This is a genomic window from [Clostridium] scindens (assembly GCF_019597925.1).
GTDB lineage: Bacteria > Bacillota > Clostridia > Lachnospirales > Lachnospiraceae > Clostridium_AP.
In genome coordinates this window covers 671,605-695,563 of record NZ_CP080442.1, presented here as the reverse complement: position 1 = coordinate 695,563, position 23,959 = coordinate 671,605, and the positions used below count along the sequence as shown (strand labels likewise).

The 23,959-nt window shown below is 50.1% G+C and carries 21 protein-coding genes and 2 pseudogenes; 1 reads left to right on the top strand and 22 read right to left on the bottom strand.

The features are described from left to right. Positions 1–59 precede the first annotated feature (59 nt). Positions 60–614, top strand: coding sequence for a TetR/AcrR family transcriptional regulator C-terminal domain-containing protein (locus tag K0036_RS03130; RefSeq protein ID WP_025645303.1), 555 nt, complete (start codon positions 60–62; stop codon positions 612–614). 53 nt (positions 615–667) lie between these two features. Here K0036_RS03130 and K0036_RS03125 read toward each other — a convergent pair whose 3' ends face one another. From K0036_RS03125 to K0036_RS03025, 22 genes and pseudogenes are all read right to left on the bottom strand, one after another. Beyond that, on the bottom strand, positions 668–1,021 hold the full coding sequence (locus tag K0036_RS03125) for a hydrogenase maturation nickel metallochaperone HypA (protein ID WP_220430735.1): 354 nt from the start codon (positions 1,019–1,021) through the stop codon (positions 668–670). Between the two features lie 12 nt (positions 1,022–1,033). Continuing rightward, on the bottom strand, positions 1,034–2,470 hold the full coding sequence (locus K0036_RS19640; RefSeq protein ID WP_420341580.1) for an FAD-dependent oxidoreductase: 1,437 nt from the start codon (positions 2,468–2,470) through the stop codon (positions 1,034–1,036). Continuing rightward, a pseudogene (locus tag K0036_RS19635) lies at positions 2,459–2,929 on the bottom strand (4Fe-4S binding protein); the annotation flags it as partial. The gene K0036_RS19640 and the pseudogene K0036_RS19635, both read right to left, overlap by 12 nt. Positions 2,930–3,783: 854 nt before the next feature. Continuing rightward, on the bottom strand, positions 3,784–3,954 hold the full coding sequence (locus K0036_RS03115; protein ID WP_173693600.1) for a hypothetical protein: 171 nt from the start codon (positions 3,952–3,954) through the stop codon (positions 3,784–3,786). A gap of 2 nt (positions 3,955–3,956) precedes the next feature. After that, the gene (locus tag K0036_RS03110) at positions 3,957–4,766 is read right to left on the bottom strand and encodes an acyl-CoA dehydratase activase (RefSeq protein WP_025645309.1); all 810 of its coding nucleotides are present in this window, start codon (positions 4,764–4,766) and stop codon (positions 3,957–3,959) included. Positions 4,767–4,783: 17 nt separating this feature from the next. Next, entirely contained in the window at positions 4,784–6,322 is a 1,539-nt protein-coding gene (locus tag K0036_RS03105) for a 2-hydroxyacyl-CoA dehydratase family protein (protein WP_220430733.1), read from the bottom strand. Next, positions 6,323–7,510, bottom strand: coding sequence for a 2-hydroxyacyl-CoA dehydratase family protein (locus K0036_RS03100; RefSeq protein WP_220430732.1), 1,188 nt, complete (start codon positions 7,508–7,510; stop codon positions 6,323–6,325). A gap of 17 nt (positions 7,511–7,527) precedes the next feature. Continuing rightward, the gene (locus tag K0036_RS03095; RefSeq protein ID WP_220430731.1) at positions 7,528–8,283 is read right to left on the bottom strand and encodes an AAA family ATPase; all 756 of its coding nucleotides are present in this window, start codon (positions 8,281–8,283) and stop codon (positions 7,528–7,530) included. 32 nt (positions 8,284–8,315) lie between these two features. Further along, positions 8,316–9,029 carry a hypothetical protein gene (locus tag K0036_RS03090; RefSeq protein WP_220430730.1) on the bottom strand — a complete coding sequence of 238 codons (714 nt, stop codon included), beginning with the start codon at positions 9,027–9,029 and terminating at the stop codon, positions 8,316–8,318. Positions 9,030–9,235: 206 nt separating this feature from the next. Then, complete coding sequence (locus K0036_RS03085) at positions 9,236–11,935, bottom strand: GGDEF domain-containing protein (RefSeq protein WP_220430729.1); 2,700 nt, start codon at positions 11,933–11,935, stop codon at positions 9,236–9,238. A 119-nt stretch (positions 11,936–12,054) separates the two neighbouring features. Continuing rightward, entirely contained in the window at positions 12,055–12,840 is a 786-nt protein-coding gene (surE, locus tag K0036_RS03080; RefSeq protein WP_238106862.1) for a 5'/3'-nucleotidase SurE, read from the bottom strand. 21 nt (positions 12,841–12,861) lie between these two features. Continuing rightward, on the bottom strand, positions 12,862–14,292 hold the full coding sequence (locus K0036_RS03075; protein WP_025645332.1) for an FGGY-family carbohydrate kinase: 1,431 nt from the start codon (positions 14,290–14,292) through the stop codon (positions 12,862–12,864). A gap of 39 nt (positions 14,293–14,331) precedes the next feature. Beyond that, a pseudogene (locus tag K0036_RS03070) lies at positions 14,332–15,089 on the bottom strand (SDR family oxidoreductase). Between the two features lie 250 nt (positions 15,090–15,339). Beyond that, positions 15,340–16,224: a damage-control phosphatase ARMT1 family protein gene (locus tag K0036_RS03065; RefSeq protein WP_220430728.1), complete on the bottom strand. Its 885-nt coding sequence runs from the start codon at positions 16,222–16,224 to the stop codon at positions 15,340–15,342. A 16-nt stretch (positions 16,225–16,240) separates the two neighbouring features. Beyond that, positions 16,241–16,816 (bottom strand): glycerol-3-phosphate responsive antiterminator, encoded by a 576-nt coding sequence (locus tag K0036_RS03060; protein ID WP_044955611.1) that lies wholly within the window; start codon positions 16,814–16,816, stop codon positions 16,241–16,243. A gap of 6 nt (positions 16,817–16,822) precedes the next feature. Beyond that, a complete protein-coding gene (locus K0036_RS03055; protein WP_220430727.1) occupies positions 16,823–18,424 on the bottom strand; it encodes a BCCT family transporter in 1,602 nt (533 codons plus the stop codon). 4 nt (positions 18,425–18,428) lie between these two features. Next, complete coding sequence (locus K0036_RS03050) at positions 18,429–18,944, bottom strand: hypothetical protein (protein WP_025645340.1); 516 nt, start codon at positions 18,942–18,944, stop codon at positions 18,429–18,431. Next, a complete protein-coding gene (locus K0036_RS03045) occupies positions 18,925–19,938 on the bottom strand; it encodes an electron transfer flavoprotein subunit alpha/FixB family protein (RefSeq protein ID WP_220430726.1) in 1,014 nt (337 codons plus the stop codon). The genes K0036_RS03050 and K0036_RS03045 overlap by 20 nt, the downstream gene beginning before the upstream one ends. After that, positions 19,935–20,732 (bottom strand): electron transfer flavoprotein subunit beta/FixA family protein, encoded by a 798-nt coding sequence (locus K0036_RS03040; RefSeq protein ID WP_220430725.1) that lies wholly within the window; start codon positions 20,730–20,732, stop codon positions 19,935–19,937. The genes K0036_RS03045 and K0036_RS03040 overlap by 4 nt, the downstream gene beginning before the upstream one ends. Then, a complete protein-coding gene (locus K0036_RS03035) occupies positions 20,729–22,171 on the bottom strand; it encodes an FAD-binding oxidoreductase (protein WP_259283377.1) in 1,443 nt (480 codons plus the stop codon). The genes K0036_RS03040 and K0036_RS03035 overlap by 4 nt, the downstream gene beginning before the upstream one ends. Positions 22,172–22,195: 24 nt before the next feature. After that, positions 22,196–23,146, bottom strand: a complete 951-nt coding sequence (locus K0036_RS03030; protein WP_025645347.1) for an electron transfer flavoprotein subunit alpha/FixB family protein — start codon at positions 23,144–23,146, stop codon at positions 22,196–22,198. Continuing rightward, positions 23,143–23,958, bottom strand: coding sequence for an electron transfer flavoprotein subunit beta/FixA family protein (locus K0036_RS03025; protein ID WP_025645349.1), 816 nt, complete (start codon positions 23,956–23,958; stop codon positions 23,143–23,145). Before K0036_RS03025 ends, K0036_RS03030 begins: the two co-directional genes overlap by 4 nt. Between the last annotated feature and the right edge of the window lies 1 nt (position 23,959).

Here is a 23,959-nt window from a genome sequence, read left to right as displayed (position 1 = left end):
CTATCATTTATAATATTACTTAAGATTACTGCCGTAGAATGATTGACGGGAGGTTTGCCATGACCCACAGTTCCTATACAAGGCAACGCATTTTCGATGCCTTTAATGAATTACTAAACCATATGCCCTTTGAAAAAATCACCGTGGAAATGATCATCAATCAAAGCGGTGTTTCAAAGTCCACATTCTACCGATATTTCCATGACAAGTATGATGTCTTGAACTTTAATTCCATGGTATTGGCGGAACGGCTGATCGGCCAGCGGGTCTGCCGCAGCTGGAGGGAATTCCTGCTGCATATGTGCAGGGGAATCGCCGAGGATTCCCGGTACTATCGGCGTGCCTTCCGCTCATCCGGACAGAATGCTCATTCCGGATTCCTATATTCCTATTCTTTTGGAATCGTCGAGAAATGCTACCTGTCTTCCACGGGCCAGACTTCGCTTAGCGTGCGTGACCGCTATACCATAAGCCTATACTGCCACGGATGCGTAGGCATTCTGCAGGAATGGCTCAATACCCCGGAGGATATGACGCCGGAGGATTTGGCCGGACTTTTCTACGAGGCCATGCCGGAATATCTGAGGAATACCTGGATTGTTGAAGAAAATTAGCTAAGAAAGAGCGGCCTGGCATCCTAAGATGTCGTGCCGCTCTTAAAATCTGATCAATATGCTTCTATATTCTTTATAAAACACTCCCGCCCGGTCAGAAGTTCCAGAAAATCCTGCTCCCTACAGGCCGGACAGCCGCCGCTTTCTTTGAACTGTGCCAGACTGAAGGATTCTCCGCAGCTGTGGCACAGATACCTGGCAGGAAGAATCTCGATCTTCAGTTCTGTATGCTCAAAAAGCGGGCTTCTCTCCACAGCCGCCGGAAAGCATTTCTTAAGATAATCCGGAATCACGGAACTGATCTCCCCAATCTGCATGGTAATGGCCACAATCTCTGTAAGGTCATTGTCCCTGGCGATTTCCAGCACCTTATCCGCTACGCTAAATACGATTCCAAGTTCATGCATATGCCTCTACCTTCAATTCTGCCTTCTCTTTCTGCTAAGCGTGATGTCCTTGGCCTTCCTGGCCGCGATCTTTGCTCCCCGCTTCATCAAAGTCGGCGCCATGTGGTTTACAATCAGTTTCTCATATGGAACTTCATGGGCGTCATAACGGCGTTCCAGATGCACTGCGTCAAACTTGCATTTGGTCGTGCATATGCCGCAGCCCACGCATATATTCTGGTCCACCACGGTTGCTCCGCATCCAAGACATCGTTCCGTCTCCTTTTTTACCTGTTCTTCCGTAAATGTCCCCCGCAGATCCCGCATTGTTTCCTTCGCCTTGGCCGGATCCGGCTTCTTCGGCTGCTGTCTTGGCGTATGGTCAAAACTATCCCAGTCCACATTTTCCTTATCCAGTTCATGGTACTTGCCCGCCGGACGGCCGATCAGCAGACTCTGTCCGGGCTGTACATACCGATGGATAGATTCTGCCGCCTCTTTTCCTGCGGCTATGGCGTCTATGGCAAACTTCGGCCCTGTATAGGCATCTCCTCCTACAAATATGTCTGGCTCTCCCGTCTGGTATGTCTTCTCATCCGCCATCGCAGCCTGGTTACGCCTCACTCTTACCCGCGTGCCGTCCAGCATGGTTCCCCACTGGATGGACTGTCCGATAGACACCAGTATATTGTCGCATTCCACGATGACCGTATCTGCTTCATCATACTGTGGATGAAATCGGTGCTCTTCATCGAATACGCGGGTACACCTCTTGAATTCGATTCCCTTTACCTTGCCGTCTTCCGCCAGGATCCGCTTCGGTCCCCATCCGTGATTCAGGGAGACTCCCTCTTCTTTTGCCTCTTGCTGCTCTTCTTCCTGCGCGGGCATCTCTTTTTCACTTTCCAGGCAGTAGAGCCCCACCTCGCTGCTTCCAGCACGGACGGCGGTGCGCGCCACGTCGATGGCTACATTCCCTCCGCCTACGACGACGGTCCTGCCTTCCAGTTTCAAAGCCTCATGAAGATTCATCTTCCGTAAGAATTCTACGCCTGATAATACGCCGGATGCATCCTCGCCTTCCACGCCAAGCCTTCTACCTCCCTGTGCCCCAATGGCCAGGTAGAATGCCTCATATCCCTGCATTCGCAGTTCACGGATGGTGATATCCTTCCCCACTTCCGTATTCGTCCGGAACTCTACTCCCATCTGACGAAGCACCTCGATCTCAGTTTCTACTATGTCCTTTTCCAGGCGAAATGCCGGTATTCCAAAGACCAGCATGCCTCCGGGCCTGTCGTTTTTCTCAAAGACGGTGACGTCATACCCCCGCTGCTGCAGATAGAACGCGCAGCTTAATCCGCCGGGGCCGCCGCCTACGACGGCAATCTTCCTGCCATACTTTTCCCCTTGGGGATTCTGCATCTTAGGAACATAGCGGTTCTCTTCCCTTAGTTCCTGCTCGGCGATGAACTTCTTAATCTCATCAATGGCAACCGGCTCATCCACATCGGCACGGGAACAGGCATCCTCGCACCGGCGGTTACAGATGTGTCCGCAGACAGCCGGGAATGGATTGTTCTTCTTGATCAATTCCAAGGCATCCCTGTATTTTCCCTGGGCCGCAAGTTTGATATATCCCTGTACCGCGATGTGTGCCGGACAGTTGGTCTTGCAAGGCGCGGTTCCATTCTCGTCTATCTCATCCCGATTGTACCGGAACTGGGGATTCCACCGCTTCTTATCCAGCATCCATACGTGGTCATGAGGCGTATCTTTTTCCTTTTCCGGGACCGGAGTTTTTGCGCACAGTTTTCTTCCCAGGTGCAAGGCATTTACCTGACAGTTCTCCACGCACTGGCCGCATGCCACGCACTTTTCTGCGTCTATGCTGGAGACATAGTTGGAACGGTTGAAGTCCGGAGACATGTAATACTTTCCGACTCTGAGGGAGAAGCAGGAGCAACTGCAGCAGTTGCAGATCGCCACCGTCTTCCCTTCTCCATCCAGGTTCTGTATCTCATGCACCAGTCCGTTTTCTTCCGCACGCTTCAGGATTTCATAGGCCTCTTCCTTCGTGATCTCCCGTCCTACGCCGGTACGGATGAAGTAATCGGCGCCTTCATCCAGCTGGATGCACATATCCTTTTCCAGATGCCCGCATCCCTCTCCCATAAGGCGGCGGGAACGGCGGCACGTACAGTCGGACACGCACAGCCTCCACGCATTCTCGATATAGGTAGATACTTCCTCGTAGCTGGCGGCATGATTCTCCCCGTCAATCGCCTCTTCCACCGGAATGACGCGCATCAGCCCCTTTCCTACAGGGACATTGGGGCCAAGCAGCCGGGTCCTCCTGCGAGTATACTCCTCGAAGCACTCTGCCATCACCGGATATTTCTCTGCCTGCTCTTTATTGGCCACCATCATCTCCATGATGCCCGGCACCCAGATTGGCAGCATATAGTAGTCCGTGCCATTTTCACTATGTACGCGCATGACGCCTGCAACAGCCAGATCCCAGAGAAGCTTCTTCGTCTCCTCCAGCGGCTTTTTGCATCGTTTCGCAATTTCCTGGGCAGTCATATTCTTGCGGACTTTCGCGGCAAGCGCCACCTCTGCCATCTCGTCGGTCACCACCGGTTCCAGAATCCGGTATTCCGGGTCATTGACCGTGATGCCCGTATAGGATTTGGCCTCCACGCTTATCTTCGTCGCAAGTTTCATTATCAGCGGTCTCATATCTTCACTCCTTCCTGTCCGCATGCCATCCTGGCAGCCATCTACAGCCTGCGGTCCCTCTTGCGTCTGTCATATACCATGTCCATCGCCTTCTGCATCTGGGCCGCCAGCTTCATATCCAGATTAAAAAAATACACGATCAGGCTAAGTACGAACAGTACAGCCGAAACGATGGTTAACGTCTTTGCGATCTTCCAAATACGTTCTTTCATCCTTACCTCCCCTTTCGTTTTGCCAGGCCTTTCTGCCTTGCATACTCGGCCGCGCCTAAGGCCCCCATCAACTGCGGGTCTGTGCCCAGATCCACCACCTTCAGCTTCAGCACCTGCTGGATGGCCTTCTTAAGCCCTTCATTCTTGGCACACCCTCCGGTCAGCGTGACACTGTCTGTAGCGCCGGCTTTTTTCGCCATCACAAAGCACCTTTTAGCCACCGATCTTTGGATTCCCGCCGCGATCTCATCCATGGGCTTGCCCTCGCCCACCAGCGTGATGACTTCGCTCTCCGCAAACACCGTGCACTGCGCTGTAATCGGAATGACATTCTTAGCAGTCAGGGACAGTTTGGAAAATTCCGGAAGCGACATCTCAAACGCGCCTGCCATGGTCTCATAGAAGCGCCCGGTTCCTGCTGCGCACTTATCGTTCATGGCAAAGTTCTTCACCGTGCCATCTGTATCGATCGCGATTCCCTTTATATCCTGCCCGCCAATATCAATGATGGATCTTACTTTTGGATCCGTCACATGAACGCCCATGGCATGGCAGCTGATCTCGCTTATATTTTCCTGCGCGAACGGCACCTTGTTCCTTCCATAGCCGGTACCGATCAGATACTCCAGATCCTCCGGGGTATCAAGTCCGGGAATCTGTCTGAGCGTCTCCTCCATAGCAGTCCTGGCGCTTTTCTCTGAATTCATCTTGCTCTTTATCGTGGTATGGGCTGCCATCTTTCCTTCCTCATCAAGGATCACGCATTTCGTATAGGTAGACCCCACATCACATCCGCCAAAATATCTCTTCATAGCCCTCTTACTCCTTCCTACCAGTTATTCTCATCCGGGAAATCTTCCAGAGACGGATCCAGCGGCTCTTCCTGCAGCACGGTTCTCATATACCGGCTCACCTCGTCCCGCATGTCCTTGCGGCTTGCTTTCCTTGGATCCATCAGGCCATGGGTAACCCAGATCAGATGAAGGCCTCTCTCTCTTGCCTGTTCTTCGAAGATCCCATGATATCCAGCCATTGCCTTGCACCCGATATGCTCATACATGATGACCATGTCCGCATGGAATTCCTCACAGAAGCGCCACAGGTCATCCACGCCTACTTCATAGCCTCCGTTGGAGCGGTTTCTCATGTTCATCTTCATATATAAGTCTGCCATATCATACAGCGCCTGCTGCCGATCAGTGGTGCTATATAATTCCGTAGAGGTCAGGCTCAGCATGTCGATCAGCGGCAGGATGCCCCAGCAGTTCTGAAGCCAGATCGGAAATGCCGTATAATATTGCGCCTGGACGCCCCACAGTACCGCCCGGTGACGTACTTCCGACACGCAGGAGACCTTTTTCTCATATCCTTCATATGCCAGTTCCGTAATCTTTCTGTCATTTTCCAGAAAACGGGCGTCTCTTCCTCCTCCCACCTGGTAGTAGGCATCCCGGTAAAGCGCTACGTTGTTGCCGATGACCTGCGGACGGTTCGTCTTGGAAAGATCCAGCCACTCCCGGAATAATTTGGTCTCTTCATTAAATGTCTCCATACACTGAAAGTAATGATCCCAGTCGAACGTCTCGCCGGTCTGCTCTTCGATGAATCGGATGCAGTTGGCAATCTCCTCCGCTCCGTATTCCTGCACGCTCTGCTGCATGTGACGGATCGGCACTGCCAGCTGGAAAGTAGGAATGCCGAATCTTCTCGCCTCCACGCCATTTCCCATCAGGCTTCCGTCACAGGTAGTATTACAGTTGACAGCACATACGCCTACCAGCGGATAGTCGTCATCAATGGCGCAGCCCAGCTCGGCCGCTGGCATCGGGCATACATCCGAAGGCAGCCCGAATTCTTCTGCCACATCAATGTAGTGCAGGACGCCATCCTGGGCTACAGTCGAAGGCGTGTAGACAATCGGGATCTCCCGGCATACCATGTGAAGGTTTGGGAATCCGTTCATGATCTGGGACATCATATTTTCATCAAACACCACAATCTTCTTGTTAAACTCCTGATCATTTCCACATTTTGGATCAGCCCGGAACAGATTTCCTATGGTATCGCATACGTGTTCCACGATAAAGTCAAACTCCTGATGGGCAATCCTAAGCTGAGGCCCTCTCAGTCCTTCCGTGTGCCGATCCACAAAATCCGGCACTGCCAGATAATTGCCCATCCATCTGTAACGGAAGAATCCCTTCAGATTGGCTGGCTTTGCCATGAACTTCGCCATCACCGCCCAGTTCCTGACCCAGCGCGTATAGTCATACCAGGTATCTGAGACCCCTCTCCACTCCCGGCGCTTCTTGGTCTTCTTGCCGCAGTAGAGCCTGCCCAGCTTCTCACTGTTGATCTTTCTGCCCATCTATCTCCCTCCTTGTATCTTTTTAATCTCTACGCTTTCCACAAAGGCCTGCACTCTTGTCCGCAGCTGCCCGGAACTCCCTACTACATAAGGACGGTCGATGGAAAGCACCGGATATCCATATTCTTCGTGCATGATATGGCTGGCCACCATCCTCTCATAGCCCCAATAGTCGCAGAACTTCATCTGCTCGTAGATGATCCCGTCCGCCTTGTATTCCTTTGCCAGCCTGTCAACATAGTCCTTGCGTTCTTCGATCTTTTCTGTATTCATGAATCTCGGACATTGCCCGGTGACCATATAGTGGCGGCAGATCTGGGTCAGCAGATCTTCCCCTTCCCGGACTTTAATCTCTTCCCTTCCCGGGAAAGAGCCAAAGCAGTGCCGGTCTGCAACCACCATCGCCCCATTGTCTTCAATCAGTTTCACAAAATCCAGGTCGTCAATCTCAGACCCGGCCAGTACCACGCGGATGCGGTATGGCTTCTCCTCGTCCGGCTCGCGTTCCTTGACTTCCTCAAGCGTCTCTTCCAGGATAGGTATCAGCGCATCCTTCGGGCAGCAATAGGTTGCCAGGCATAGGAGATAGAACTCATATCCCGTAATGCGGGGCTTCTCTTCCTTCCGGAATTCTCCCAGCTGATTGATCAGGCTGCATACCCTATTGTGCTGCCTGACCGCGCTAAGAAGCGCTTCCTGCGAGATATCTATCCCATATACGTTATGAAGAGGCTCCAGCACTCTTAGGCGCATCTGTTTCACATAATGCTTAAGCGCCGTCTCATCCGACTTCATGGGAACATCCGAATACGTAATGAAGAACTTCTCTTTTTCGCAAGTTTTCAGAAGATCTATATTCTCCACGCACCGGTTCATAGCCGCGCAGGCATCCGGGGCAATGATGCAGTCCAGAAAATTATAGTCCCCTTCCACTGCCCGCTCCACCAGGGCTCGGCAATACTCGCACAGAAGGCTGGTCATGTAGTATGTGCCGATCTCTATGGAGCCTGTTCGCGGCGCGCGCAGACGCACGGAAAAGCATCCGGGCAGGTTCAAGAGTACTTCCGGGATCATGCTGCAGACGTCCCCCACGGCAATCTTCCCGTTTTCGCAGGCCTCTTTCACCATATCATTGTTACACTCCATCAACTGCTGTTCCAAAGCATACAGATGTTTCAAATCTTTCATGGACTTACCGCCTCCTTTCAAATTCCCAATGCATCCAGTATTCCGTCCGCTCCTTTTAAAAGTTCGCATTCCTCCGGAAGTTCAAACACGCTTTTCCCCTGAATGTCATTTACAATCTGGGCTTCATCATTTCGGATCTCTACAAATGGCGCATCCGGGAAGGGGTTTCCAAAAGGGATCACATCCTGCGTAATCCGGTTTACCGCTACTCCCAGCCTCTCATACATTACCAGGCGGTCTGCCACGTCCTTGATCGTCTGGATCACCTGCAGGCCTTTTCTGCTCTGATCCGTCACCAGCAGAAGATGAGTGACTTGTTCCATCACCCGCCGGTTCACCTGCTCGATGCCAGCCTCCCCGTCTATCACCACATAGTCAAACTGGCCTGCCAGCATGGAGATCACGTCTCTTAAGTAGGAGTTGATCGCACAGTAGCATCCCGATGATTCCGGCCTCCCGATCGCCACAAACGCGAATCCTTTTTCCTCATCCATCATGTCCAGCAGGCGGAATCTGGCCTCTGAGAGGATATCCTGCGTATCTTTTAACTTTTCCGAGACTCCTTGCGTAATCTCCAGCCGGATATCATCCAGCGTCTCCTTAACCTTGGCATCCAGCGCAGTCGCAAGCCCTACAGCGGGGTCTGCGTCAATCGCCAGGATCTTTGCGTCTGGATATCTCTGCGTAAGCCTGCGTACCATCCCCGCCGCAAGGGAGGTCTTCCCTACGCCTCCTTTTCCTGTTACGGCAATTACCTTTGCATTTCCTTCCATTGCTCTCTCCTTTTTCTTTTCTTGGCATTCTGTTACCTGTTCTTCTGGTGCAGCGAGCGCATCCCATCCACTTCATCGCAGATTGTCTTCAGATCGCAGGTCTTGCAATTCATCGGCATTCCCTGCAAAATATGGTTCAGCGCCCCCGTGACCGCATCCGTTTGCTGCGCCTCTTTTAGAAAGGGCTCTAGTTCCTTCATCCCCGTCAGGAACAGAACCTGCACATTCCTTACCCTGGGATTCTTCAGATATTTCCTGATATAGGCGCTTCCAAGCCTCTCAAAATTGATTCCTGCCCCTATGGCATCCTTGCTGACCCTTGCCTGCTCCCGGCTGCTCTTGGCTGATGTCCGCACCATATACCCCTTGGGGAAAATATGGTAGCGGACATATTCCAGTTCCCTTACAAAGCGATATAGTTCATCCTCTCCCTCAAAGTTATCCGCGGCGTCCGTCCTTAAGAATACGATCCTCGCAAAGGAAGTGTCCTGCTTTAACTCCGGAAGGTCCTCTCCAAACAGCAAGATCTCATTCTCCATAAGTAATTCCTGGTCTGAAGTCGCGCAGGTATAGTTGACCGATTCGCAGTTCCCTCCGCCAAGTTCGTAAGCAGCGTCCCGAAGCAGGATCATTTCTCCGGATGCCGTCTCCTTCCAGCACTTCTTTGCGTCATATGGGTATCGCCGAGGGCTGTACGCAGACAAGTACTCTCTGGTCCTTCGAATGATTGCGTCAAATAGTTCCATTCCATCCCCCTTTGTCTTTGTTTTAAGCATATTCACCGAATTTATCTTCTATTTTCATGCTATCACGGAATAATTGCACAAAAAAGGAACGAAAGCGTTCAACCGTCTCAAATTGACACGAATTAAACGATTCGTTCCGTCCATCCCGGGAGCCTGACCAGCCCAAATATAAAATAATAAATGCCCAATAAAGCCTCGCTCTTTAATCAATCCATATAGCGTTGCTCAAATTCTTCTATACTAACCGGCTTTCCAAAAAGATATCCTTGTATTAGTTCCACGCCGAAGTCACGCAGAATCTCAAACTGTTCCTCCTCCTCAATCCCCTCAGCCACCATGCAGATCCCCAGTTTATGGCAGACTTTGGAGACGGTCTCCACAACCGCTCTGGACTTGGGGTTCGTAGTTATATGGTCAATCATGCTCTTATCAAGCTTCAGTATATCGAAGTCTACTTCCGACAGAAGCGAGAGGTTGGCGTATTCTGTCCCAAAATCATCAATTGCAACCGTAAATCCCGCGCTTCGCAGTTCCTTTATCACCGCTTTCATATCCAGACCATCCACATCATGTACTCTTTCTGTGACTTCTATCTCCATATACTTTTCCAAAACTCCATTGCTGCGGCAGATTTCTGTAAGCTGCTCTACAAAAGACGGTTCCCGCAGTGATGCGCCGGAAAAATTAACGGATACCGGAAATATTTCTTTTCCTTGTTCCATCCATTCCTTTAGCCTGCCGCAGACAGACCGGAATACAAAGAAGTCGATCAGGCTGATTATCTCGAATTCCTCCAAAAGCGGCAGAAACTTATCCGGCATCACCCGGGTATCTTTATCCGGGCAATATCTAATAAGGGCTTCTGCCCCCTCGGCCCTACAATTTGCAGACGATATCTTCGGCTGCAGATAAACGGCGAAACGGCCCTTTTCTAACTCTTCTTTCAGCGCCTGCTCGTCCGCCAGCCGGAGAATCTGATCATTGTAATGTCTATATCGGTTTGATTCCGGATGCCTGTGGTAAAAGGCCCTCTTATCTTCATACATATGGGCATCCGCAGCCGCAATAATATGGCCTATATTATCGATGGATTCCATCCATTGCGCGCCGATCGCAGCCTGATAATTCGTATCCTTGCGAAATTGGGCCTTCAATTCCCGCAGAAGCGCCTGAAAGGCCTCTTGGTCTATTCCCGGACAGATAATGACAAACTCATCTCCTCCAATCCGATAGAAGTTAGCATCCTTAAATACCACCTTCATTCGTCTGGCACACTCGATTAAAACCTTGTCTCCGAATTCATGGCCATACTTGTCGTTAATATCCTTGAGTCCGTTTACATCCAGATATACGATTCCCAATGAGGCCTCCATATGATTCAGTTCCTGCGTATCCTCTATATACCGGTTTCTATTATAGAACCCGGTCAAAACATCAAAGTAACTGAGATGAGTCAGTTGCTGCTGGCTCTCTGAATGCTGCCTGGCCAGCATCAGGAAATAACTTAGCGTCTGAAGCAGAGGACCGATATTTGTAATTCTTTCCGGGGGCGGGTTATCCACTCCCAGATAGCCAATCAATTCCCTATCCTGCTCTAATGGCGCCACCACAATGCTCTTAATCTTCTGTCCGTTAAGGATACGGTACTCTTCAGGCGCGGAATCCTTAAGTTTCTCCAGGTCCTCGATGACTACGCACTCCTTTTTCTCAAAGAAAGGAATCCACCGGTCTATCAATCCTACGGGCATTGCCTGCAAAGCCTGCTTTTGGGGAGCAATTCCCTTGGCACACCACTCGTAGTCATTGTACATCAGCCCTTCCCTGATATGGATGATATAAGCCCGGTCCGCGGATAAGAAGCTTACTAGTTTTTCCAGGACCTGGGGGATCGCTATACGGATGTCGCTCCTCTGATACAGGGTACGTACGCAGTCTGTTACCATCTGATCCGCTTCCATCGTATACTTTAACTGCATCTTCTCCTTTTCCGACTCCGTGGTGTCAAAGGCTATCTCCATTCTGGCATTGCGTCCCTCCCATTCAATCAGGCGGTCCTTCAGAAGGTAGTGCCGGTTCGTCAGCGGATTGGTGAATTCCCACGTATAGTTTTCCCCTTCTCTAAGGAGATGCGTGGTGCAGAACTCGCAGGGTGCTTCTTTTCCCTGCAGGACCTCATAGCATTTCCTGCCTTCCAAAGAATCCACATGGAAGGTTTCCATGCCTGCAGTATTCAGAAACAGAAGTTCATAGGTGTTTGGATCAGAAATGTATAAAAGTTCCGAGATTTCATTGAGAGGGTAACGAAGTGCTTCCTGCATCCGGGACAGTTTTTCCTGTTTTCTCTGGTTTTCCTCCTCTGCTTCCCGAAGGGCAGTCTGCCTTTTTAACTGCTTGCTATTATAAATGTACAGAAAGATGATCATCAGGACAAACGCGCAGTTTAGAATAAGCAGGCCTTTCTCTGCGATAAACTCGCTTTTTTCGGAATACTGCTCTGCCGCAAAGACGGCATCATCCGCCAATTCAAAGTACGCCTCGCTGTCCTTAAAAAGTTTTTCGCTGTCTCCCCCTGAACGTACCGCATAGATCTCTTCTTTTAACTGCTCCCAGTCCGCTTCCATCTTTGCTATAAGATCCTGGAATCGGCTGCTGTTTAGTCGGATCAGGCCATGCTCTCCTCTTCCGGTCTGAAGTTCATCAATGATACCGTCCAGTTTCTCAATCAGCGCATCATTGGGGAAATTGTTTAATTCCTGCTTAATAAGCCGTTGGGTTGCCCCTCGCACGACTCCCGCATAGTTAATCACCTTTGCATTGCCCTGAAGATTATGTAAGGAAAAAAGGGAGAAAATGCTGGAAAATACCAGTGCCACCGTTAATAAGACAGGAAAGATTCTCTTTTGCATGTACGCCTCCGGAATAAATTGTATTAACAAAATCTATTGTTAACTCCATCATATCAAATTGCCCTTTAAAGTCAATCGAAATAACAGTAAAAACAGGCCTCTAAAAAAGGCCTGTTTCTTTACATATATTTCTCCACCATCGTTTCTTTTAAACCTATGGACATATTCATATTGATCGGCGTGACAGAGGTAATCCGATCCACATACACCGCATAGATATCACTATCTCTTTCCAGCGTATCCATATCTACAGACAGCCTGGACTTAAGCGCAAAGGGCTCCTTTAAATTCCTGGCCTTTGGCCGAATGAATTCGAAATAATTCTGCCTGCTTAAGGATGTGATCCTAAATTCGTCAGGATGTCCGCTGCCCGCCGGCATATTGATATTGATCAGATCTACATACTCCGGCATCCCTCTATCCAACACCCGGCTTATCCATGAATGAAGCATCCTCTTAGCCGCATCCCAGTCTGTCTGCCTGAAATCATTGGATCGCTGGATGGCAAGTTCTGCCTCCAGGGATATGGCGATGGCGGGAATGCCATGGCTTATGGCTTCAAATGCCGCTCCCAGCGTGCCGCTGCATGTAAGCACGGCTCCCATATTCTCGCCATAATTGACGCCGCTGATACACAGGTCGGGCTTTCGCTCTGCCAGTTCCAGCACGCCATGCGCAACGGCAAGAGCCGGGGAGCCATGAACCCCATAGCCCCTCACTTTCTGCCCATTAATCTGTATCCATTCTTCTTCTATTATCCCGGCATCCTCGGTTCTTGGAAATGCTCTTGCCATACCTGTCTGCTGGGTGTGCGGGGCGACAATCAAGATATCCGCAAGATCTGCCGCCGCACATGCCGCAGCTGCAAGGCCCGGCGAATGGATGCCATCGTCATTCGTGATCAAGATAAGTGGCTTCATATAAAATTATTGGAAGAGTTCGTAAGACTTCTTCAGTACTTCGTCCGTATGCTTCGTTATATCCGTGTAGATTGGGAACATTTTCTCATAAAATGCCACCTTCTCCGGATCTGGCTGGAATGCGTCCTTAATCCTTACCATATTGGCAACCGCTTCGTCAAAGCTGCCATATACGCCTGCCGCAACAGCTACGCAGATCGCAGAGCCAAGCCCTGCTGCTCCGTTTACTTCGTTACGCACAGATGGGATATTGAATACATCCGCGAATATCTGCATGAACAAGTCGCTATTGGAACCGCCTCCGGTAATGATGATCTTGTCGAGACTGACGCCCAGCTCATCGCACATATCATCTACATGCTTCTTCATCGTCAGTGCAACTGCTTCCAGAATAGAGCGGTAGATATGGCCTCTTGTATGTCTTCCGTCAAAGCCGATCATTACGCCCTTCTTATATAAGGCGTCCACTGGTGCCAGCCAGTCAAGCACCGTCATCAGGCCGTCAGAACCTGCTGGTACTTGCTCTGCTTCTTCGCTTAGCAGTTCTTCCGCAGATAAGCCTTTCTCCTTGGCCGCCTTGATGTAACTGTCCCCAAGGATATCCCTGAACCAGCTGATGGTCCACATTCCACGGCGGATTCCGTTGCTGTCATAGAGGTATTTGTTCGGAACGCAGGAGAACTTCGGCCATACGCATTTTGTATCCTTTAAGTTCTCTTTTCCCTCCATCATGGCTGCCGTATAGGTACCAAGAGAGATACACGCCGTCGTATCGCCCATGCATCCGGTTCCCAGTCCTTCTACCGCCTTGTCATTTGATGTTGCCACAACCGGAAGTCCCTGTGGGAAGCCGGTGGCTTCTGCCGCTTCCTTCGTGACGTATCCAAGGATATCTCCCGGCATTACCAGGTCAAAGAGCATCTCTCTTGGCATGCCGGTTGCCTCATATGCGGCCGGATCTTCTGACCAGCCCCAGTTGTCCACGTCGATTGGCCATACGCCTTCATAGTTCGCAACCGTGTCCTTCTTCTCTCCGGTCAGGCGATGAGTAATATAGCCGGAGGATGCCACGATGTATTTTACATCTGGGTTGGTATGCTCGTAAGGGTGCGCCACGCGGATATCCATCCAGCTGAGCGCTGGCTGAGCCAGCGTGCCATCGGCCTTCAGATAAGCACGGCAGTAACGGATCGTGCACAGTCCGATTCCTACGATGTCTTCTTTATTCCCTTCGAACTTCGCCATACATTTCTTTCCTGCCTCGCAGATCGCATCCCACCAGTCGTCATCCGGATGCTCTACGATGCCCGGCCTCGGAAGGTTATATGGCTTTAATGCGTGCTTTGCCTCGCATACAATATTTCCCTTAGTGTCAAATATAAGAATTTTTGCACTCTGGGATCCTTCATCGATTCCGATAATATATTTCTCACTCATGATCCAAACCTCTTTCTTCGTGTTATTTGATTCAAATAATTATCTTACAAGGTATCCGCCGTCAACTACCAGCACGGTTCCGTTTACATAGTCGGAAGCATGGCTTGCAAGGAATACAGTCGCGCCCATAAGATCCTGTCTCTCGCCCCAGCGGTCAGCCGGAATATGATCTTTGATCTTGTTATATTTCTCATCGTTGGCGCTTCCTGTACCAGATGTCATTGCTGTCTGGAAATATCCAGGAGCGATTCCATTTACAGAGATGCCATATTTTCCAAGTTCGTCAGCATAAGCCTTGGTAAGACCCATAAGTCCTGCCTTCATAGCGGCGTATGCCGGTGATCCAAGTCCGCCAAGGAAGGAGAACAGGGAGCAGATGTTGATGATCTTTCCGCTCTTCTGAGGGATCATGTATTTCGCAACCGCGTGGCTTAAGTCGAATGCGCCTGTCAGGTTGATGGCGATCATCGGATCCCACTCTGCCCTGCCAAAGTCAAGTACGTCTGCGATCTTGCAGATGCCTGCGCAGTTTACTAAGATGTCGATGCTTCCGTAGGTCTCTACGCACTTCTCTGCTACTTTGTCGCACATTCCGTCTTCTGTCAGGTCCCCTGCATGAATGTGTATTTTACGCCGCAGTCTTCGATCAGTTTCTTGGTTGTTCCGTCATCATCTACAAATGCAAATGCGAAGATGTTTGCTCCTGCTTTTGCAAGCGCCAGTGCGAATGCCTGTCCCAGTCCGCTGTTTCCGCCTGTTACGATTGCATTCTTACCCTTCAGTGAAAAGAAATCCATAGAAAAATCATTAATATTCAAACTCATTTTTTGTACCTCCATATACTCTTGACATTATTTTTATTAAAAAGAGCCTTCCGGATTCTACCTGCGCACAATAGAAGCCCCGAACAAAAAGAGAGCAACTTCCACCCACTTGCCGTGGGTAAAAGTTACTCTCTCTTCCGCTCTTTTAGTAACTACGTCTATTTTAAGTCTAGTTAATTCATTTGTCAATATCGTGATTGTTGTTAAAAGCGAGGGGTGGCTTTTATGCATATTGCACAATTCTTGTTTCATTACTAAGTACCGGGGTGAAGCGCTCAACCTGGAACTTCTTCACGAAAAGCTGGCACTTGCACAGGAACAGATAATATATGTTCCTGCCGCATCCCCGCAAAGTTTCAAAATTCCCCTGTCCTTTGGCAATGCAAAGATCTGCCTCATCGATTGCTTTTAAGGCCTCCTGGCTGATCTCCTCAAGAGGCGTTCCCGGGATATCCGTGCCATTTGGCAGTATGCGGGCCAGCTGATCCACCCCGGCAAATTCGGCATCCTCCACCGTCGCATCATTCAGGGTCGGTACGCCGCGTACCAGCACCGTAATGTCCAGTTCCGGAAATATTTCCTCAATCACGCGGATAAAGACCTTATCCAGCACGATCTCCCCCGCATTGTCTGTAATATACACCAGTTTCTTCGCGCAGGCCAATTCCTTTCTAAGCAAGGCAGTCTCCTCGGCATCAAGGGTAACGCTGTGGCGATCTGCCAGCAGTTCGTTTAATTTCTCCTCATTGACATCCGCCATTGCTCCAAAGTCAATATAATTCCCTGTAATGGCATACTGCAGGGCCGCAAAGAATGGATCCTTCTCCTGTCGTATCTCCTGGCATATTCCATCTTCCTTGCTTAAAAGAAGTTCATTGTATCTTTGCTTCGGGATATCATAGGCATCCGTAATGCCCACTTCTGACTCCAATATCCTCATAACGCGAGCCATCATCACCGGGGCGGATTCTTCTGCCCCAGCCCCTTTCACCGTCTCTAAAACCGCCTCCATGACCTGTTCCTTCTTCTCATCCGGCACCTGGTATTGTTCCAGAAGCCCTTCTGCCTTCCGGACGCAGCATCCATGACATTCAATGTCTGCTTTCATTTCATTCTCCTTCTTCCTAACAGTCCCACATTTCCCGGTTGGTGGTCGATACTGCAAATGCGCCGGCCTTTAGGGCCCCCATGACATCATCCTTGTCCAGGATCAGCCCGCTTGCTACCACCGGCTTGTCAATCTCTTCCAGTAGATATTGTATGACTTTGGGCAATCCCGCCGGCAGGAACTCGACCACATCCGGGTTACAGTTTTTGACATGCTTGACGATGTTCGCATAGGTAAGCGCGTCCATCATATAGAACCGCTGTATCGTGAACATGCCCAGTTCGTTGGCGCGCTTGATCAGCGTCGGCTTCATGCTTATGATGCCGTCCGCCTTCGTATACTTCTTAATAAAGTCCACACTGATCTCTTTAGATGACAAGCCTAAAATCAGATCCACATGTACGATTGCCTTCTTGCCCATTTCTTTTACTTTATCCACGATATCTGCAATCGTGCAGATATCTCCGTAAATGATATAGACAATCCCGCATTCCGACTCCTTGCAGCCTTCCAGCCATTCGTCATTCTTGATGGCCGGAATAACCGGGCAGGCTTCTGTTGCTTCCATAAAGTATTCTTTTGTCAAAGACATATCGTCTTACTCCTTTTCAACTGGCAGCCGTGGCGATTCAATCGGCCGCCCGCTGCTGTCATAATCTTCTTTGTGTACATCATACTTCTTCGGATTGTGGCTTAATTTCCATAATCCAATGATCATAATGATGATCAGGAACATATTCGGGAAGCCGCCAAGGTTCGATGCTGCCTTGATTCCGTCGATTCCCGCGAAACTGATCAGCAGCCACGTCATAAGCGCGATAGAGATGCCCCACACGATCTTAAGCCATGCCGGGGACTCCTGCTCATCCTGCGTAATGCCGCTCATGCACAATCCTGCCATGGCATTCGTATTAGAGTCGGATGCTGTGACAAATGATATAAATACGATGAACAGATAGAACGGGATCACGATCATGGAAAGCGGCAGCTGGTCAAATACGGCATATACCACAGACTCTGCCCCTTTACTCGTCAATATATCATACATTCCTGCGCCATTCAATTCATAATAAATGGAAGCCGTCGCAAAAAGTCCCATCCAGATAGTACTGAAAATTGCAGGAATGACAAAGTTACACTTAATCGCGTCCTTGATCGTATAGCCCCTCAGGATCTTTCCCAGGAATACCGCGGTTATCGGCGTCCAGGCCAGCCAGTTGCACCAATAGAAGATTGGCCAGCTCTTTGCCCAACTATCCTGGAATACATCTCCTGTCATCAGGCTCAGTTTGAAAAAGTCCTGGATATAAGCGCCCCATGATTCCACGGAAAAGTTCAGCATGAATGCCGTAGGCCCGAATACGAACAGGAACAGCAGAAGAACCATATATACCTTGGCATTGATAGACGACAAAAGCCGAATGCCTTTCATGATCCCTGAGATGCTTGATATGATGAACGTGGTCACGATTATGGCGATAATCACGCCCCACGCCGCAGGGCCGCTCTTGATGCCAAACACCTTCTCGATGCCGCCCCCAATCGTCATCGTGCCGGTTCCAAGCGATGCGGCCATTCCGGCTACAAGGGCAAACAGGCAGATGACATCCACGACTCCGTTGTATTTCTTTATCTTTTCTCCAAAGACCGGCACCAGCGCAGATCCCATGGAATAGGACTGGTTCATATTGTAGAATACGAACGCGAAGATCAGGGTTGCTACGGTATAGATCGCATATGGAGACCAGGTCCATTCCAGGAACATCGTCTTCATAGCAAACAGGGCGGAACTGGCTGTTCCTGCTTCCACTCCTTCTACTGCCGCAGGCGCGTACATATGATACAGCGGCTCTGCACATGCCCAGAACAGTATGCCTGCCGCAACCGTCGTGCATAGCGTGATCCACACCAGATCGATGAACCGCATCATAGGCTTTGCCTTGCTTCCCCCGATACGCACCTTTCCAAGCGGGGAAAAGTATACCATGATAACGGTGATCACGCAGGCCAGCGTCGTCAGGTTGAATGCCCACGCAAAGTTGCCCAGTATCCAATTTGTCACCGTATTAAGTCCTGCCATAAAGGCTTCGCCGTTCGTAAGGCTCACTACGACCATTGCCACCAGTAATAGCCAGGGCGGAAAGAATACTCCTTTCCTCAACGATAGTTTCACGGTCTTCTCTTGTGCTTCTGTTTCCATCTTGTTACTCCTTTCCCGTCATTATATTTATAAATTTACTTTTGTATCGTCCAGCGATTCTTTTTATCGCCTCATACTCGTCTTCCGTCAATATCCGCCGGGGAATCGTAACAACTTCTCTGTCCAGCCGAATGACCAATACATGCTCGGAACAAAGAAACTGAAGTTTTCTGCCGGATAACTCTGTCTTTTTAGACGCATCTCCTACCACGACATATGACTCCGTGATCTCAATCCGGTATTCCCCCTCCTTGGCCGCGATCTTCCCAGCCCTTCTTTTTCTTAGGAACGCAGTCCCATATGCCATATATAGGAGCAGAAGTATGTCAAGCAGCAAAAGCAGGAACAGAAAGAACTGCCCGGGATTCCTCATATATCCGATCAGCAAAAGAACGCCAATCAGACTCATAGCCCATAGATTTATACTGCGGAAAACGCCTTCCTTTCTCCAGTTCAGATCCAGCAAGGCTTCCTCTATCTCATCTTTTGTTAATTGATATCTAAGTTTCAGCAACATCATCGCCTTTCTTTGCCTTTAACCGCCCGATCATCTCCGGCACGATCTCATACAGATCGCCAAGTACAGGATAGTGGGCAATCTCGAATATTCGCGCATCCGGATCCGTATTGATCGCGATGATATTCTTGGCATGCTTCATGCCAGCCATAAACTGAACGGTTCCCGATACCCCGCAGGTAATGATGTATTGCGGGCTCACCGTATTGCCTGACAGGCCGATCTGGCACTTGGCAGGCATCCATCCCTTCTCCACCAGGGCCCTGCTTGAGGCAAGTCTTCCTCCAAGAAGGACTGCCAGTTCTTCAAGCATTGACAGATCCTCTTTCTTCCTGACGCCTCTTCCTGCCACGACAAGAATATGCGCGTCCGCAATGCTCTCTGTAGCCTTCGCCTCTTTTACTTCCAGAATCTGAAATGCATCTTTATCAGCATGCACCGATCTTCTAATGATCTTCGGAGCCGGCTGTCCTTCTATACACGCTGGCTCCATCACCCCAGGCCTTACTGTGGCAAACTGAGGCCTTGTAAAGCGCGTCACAATGCTGGCCATCACATTTCCGCCAAACGCAGGCCTGATCTGCACCAGATTGCCCTCCTCATCAATCTCAAGGGAAGTACAGTCCGCTGTCAAGCCAGTCTCAAAAGCAACCGCAAGCCTGGGCGCCAGCGCCCTTCCTTCAGAAGTTCCACCGATCAGGACGATGGAAGGCTTAATCTCCTTGATACAATCCGCCAGGATCTTCTCATATGCAAGCGGAGTATACTCATCCGCCGCTTCGTATAGATAGAGCCTCTCAAGCGGACAGCCGCTTAACTGCCCCTCTATCTCCTCCAGATCGCTGCCTATCGCTGCCGCATAGACCGGCATATCAAGCCTTTTTGCAAGCCTTGACGCCTCTGCGATCAACTCGCGTCCTACCGGGTGTATCTTCCCTTTCCTGCACTCGATATATACCAGGATCTTAGACCATTCCTCTATATTTGCCTGTCTCATCTCTGTTCCTCCTGCCTGTCCACAGCTAAGATATTCAGAATATATTCCGCCGCCTCTTTTCTTTCCAATGCTGCTACGTCCTGACGCTTCGTACGCTCAGGCGGAAATATCTTCTTCACTCTTGTGGCTGAGCCTTTTAGGCCATAATGCTCTTCTTCCTGATCTATAAAATCATGGATCCCCAGCAGATGGATCTCTTTCTTTTTTCCACTGATTTTGAGTTTAAGCGATGGCATCCTTGGCACGAAGGAATCCTTCTCTACAGACAGCAGGCAGGGCAATGCAACCCGTGCCGATAGCGTCCGGCTATCCATATTATATCTCACTTCGACTGCGTTTTGAAGAACTTTTACAATTTCGACCACCCAGCTTGCATGCGGCATGTCCATCCACCTTGCCAGCGCGCCGCTTACCTGGGCGGTATCGCCGTCGGTCGTCTGCTTGCCGCACAGGATCAGATCATAATCTCCCGCTGACTTTATGGCCTGCATCAGCGTATAGGATGTGGCAAGCACGTCGGCGCCTGCAAAGGCCTTATCACAGATCAGGAACCCTTCATCCGCCCCCATGGCAAATGCTTCCCGAAGCACGCTTTCTGCCTTCTGTGGTCCCATCGTGAATACATGGATTTCTGCACCGTATGTTTCCTTTATTTTAAGGGCGGCCTCCAAGGCCGCCAGATCATATACATTTACAATTGCCTGAAGCCCTGCCCGGAGGAGCACGCCTGTCTCAGGATCCATATTCCCTTCGGAGGCCGCTGGCACCTGCTTCATGCATACTGCGATCTTCATATGGCAGCCTCCTCTTCTTTAAATATATTTCCATTGTTCCAAAGGCTGTCTTTATCCAGCTGCCTTTTTAATTCTTTACAAAGCCCTGTATAGCGCTCCGGCACGAATCCGTCCAGTATTTCCAACTTCAGCTTGCCGATTCCGTGTTCGCCGACCACTTTTCCCTGATGTTCGCTCACTTGCGATGCCCATCTGCGTATCAACTGGATACCTGCCTCGTATTCCTCGTAATTCTCAGGAAGTATATTTACATGCAGATGGTTTTCCATCGCATGACCAAATACGCTGCCCTTTAATCCAGCATCGTGAAGTTCCTTTTCCACATAAGAAAGGATATCTGAAAATGGCGTGCCGGATATCGTCATGTCTGTTCCCAGCTTGGTGATCCGCGCATCCATCTGCCGCGCTTTCTCGATATACAAATTGGATGTCTCTGCGGCTCCATGGCGGAACGCATGCATTTTTTCCACATCCGTCTCGCCGGATACGGCCCAAGCTTCTTCCGGGTCGCTATTGCATACCATCGCCGATTCCATCAAGGACTCGGCAAGGATCTCTATTTTCTCTTCGTCTCCGTGCAGTTCTATATAGACCATGCTCTGTGTCTCTTCCCCGATATCCGGCAGTTCCTTGATCTTCGTCATTGTAGCCTTATGCTCCTCGATCAGGTTCATCGCCATCCGGTCAATGTATTCTACCGCAGCTACCTTCGCATGCTCGCATTGCGGCATGTCGAGCCTAAGAATGTCGACAAACCTTCCTGCATCCTCGCTGCTGCCAAAGAAAAACGCAATCCCCCACTGGCTCTGCGGCTTCGGGATCAGTTTCAGCGTCAGTTCGCAGATTGCCCCGGTGATTCCTTCCTTTCCCAGTACCGCATCCATCCGGTCGATTTCCCTGCCTGACGCAAGGGTCAGTTTCTGCCCTTTTTCTATCAACATCATCTCTCCATCGCTATTCATAAGTTTTAAAGACGCGATGTAATCCCTGCTTGGTCCATATAAAAGCCGACAGATGCCTTGGGCATTCGTCGCCGCAATGCCGCCTGCCGTGGCAGAACTCTCGGTAGGATCCGGAGGCCAGAATAAGGGGGTCTTCCTGAACCGCGCGGCAATCTCTTTCCCAAGATCGATCAGGTTAATACCGGGCTCCACGGTGATCAGCCCGGTCCCGTCCTCCAGCAGGACACTGTCTTTCACTTTATTCATATGAGACAGGTTCATGACATGTCCGCCTCTTGGAATGCCTGCTCCGGTAATTCCAGTCTTTCCTCCCTGAATGGTCACGGGTACCCGTTCCTTTTTCAGTTCCTGCAGCACTTCCTGCATCTCTTCTGCGCTCTCCGGGAAAGAAATGCTGTCCGCATATCCGGAAAATTTTGACTCGTCTATTAAAAACTCTTCATATTGTTCTTTCATCGGATAAATCAATTGTCTCATATGCCCATCCCCTGTCATTTATTCTTACTCCAGCGTATCCTTCTGCTCTTTTACAATCTCGCGCAAGGATTGGATCACTGGCATGAAATCGTCCACGATCGCCACATCGGCCTTCTTCATGATCGGCGCCTGCTCGTCCGTATTAATTGCTACGATAAACTTGCTCTTTTCAATTCCTGCATAAAACGCCGCGGCTCCGGATACGCCCGCTGTAATGCAGACCTCCGGCGCGATCATTTCCCCGGACACGCCAATCAGCCTGCTCATAGGCGTCCAGGCATTCATCGCCACCGGACGGCTTGCCCCAAGTTCTCCGCCCAAGGCTTTTGCCGTTTCCTCAAGGAAACTTGCATTTTCTTTATTCCGAATTCCTCTACCAGCCGCAACCACGATCTTTGCATCGCTTAGGCCTCCGGCTGTCTCTTCTTTCATGGTCTCCCTGGAAACCACAAAATCGTTTCCCTTTCTGCAGCGAAGTTCCCTCTCAATATGGAACATGCCTTCCTGTGCCTCCTTGCGCTCCATTCCTTTCGCAAGCGAGATACAGTAAGGCCCTTTCTTCATCGCAAACGCGCCTTCCATATGGTTTGCATAGACCATCTTCCTTGCCGTCACAGATCCCTTTAATTCCAAGGCATGGACGGACGTTACGGAACTTCCCCCAAGTCTTTCGGACAATCTTACAGAAAGTTCGATGCCGCTGTAGCCGCTCCCGAAAATATAAAGGTCTTCGGAATCTGCCTCTTGTTCAAGAACCTCCAGAACTGCCTCCGGAGAGTAGTCCGGCCCAGTCACCGTAACCGCATTTTCAGCGATGCGCCTTGCAAGCAGTTCTATATCTTCATTGCCGCGGCAAAGAATATAGGCCTCGCCCTGCTCGGCATCCTTCAGGAAGGCATCCTGGAACGCATGGAATTCCTCCATCTGGCGGATGGCATCATCAGAATATGCATTTATAATACAATGATATCTCATAGTTTTTCAAGCCTTCCTTTCAGATACGTCTCATATAGTTTCTCTGCCTTCTCCTGCGGCGTCTCTCCTTCTATCCGTATGGTATCCCTGCTGTCATCTATCGGCGCCAGTTCCATAAGCTCTACATTCCGGCTCTGGCTTTCCGCCAGTTTCCTGTCCAGGCTGATATGCTCGATCGGCCTTTTCCCAAACTTCATCTTGTCTTTCAGCGTAGGTACCCTTAAGTAGGCACAAGGCGCATTTCCTACCGCCAGCACGACGGGAACCGTTACAATCTGTACCGCCGTTCTTCCATCTTCCTGGCTGGTTACCCTCAGATGCTTCTCATCTACGGGTTCCAACGCCGTCACCTGCGTGATGCACGGCCACCCAAGCCTCTCTGCAAGAAGCAGCGGCGTCTTCATGTTGCTGCCATCCGAACTCTGCGTCCCCATAATGATCACATCCTGAGAAGCAGTCTCTTTTACGTACTTTGCTGTTACATCTGCAATCAGGCCCGGGCAGAATCTTAAGTCCATATCCTCTTCTGCCTCTACCCTGACAGCATGGCTAAATCCAAGCGCATACAAGGTCTTTAAAAAAGTTTCATGACGGAGCCTGCCGACCGTCAGCGCATTCAGTTCATATACGACATCAAAGCCTTCTGATAAATCAGAAAGCTTTAACATCATTTCCAGTGCTCCTTCATCAAAACAGTTCCACAGCAGTTTTGCGTAACTAGTGTCTACCTGAAGCTGTCCATCTGCCATCCAGTCTTCTTGTGCAATGAAATCCAGATCCGGAACTATTTTGAAACACCCTAAGATCTTCATG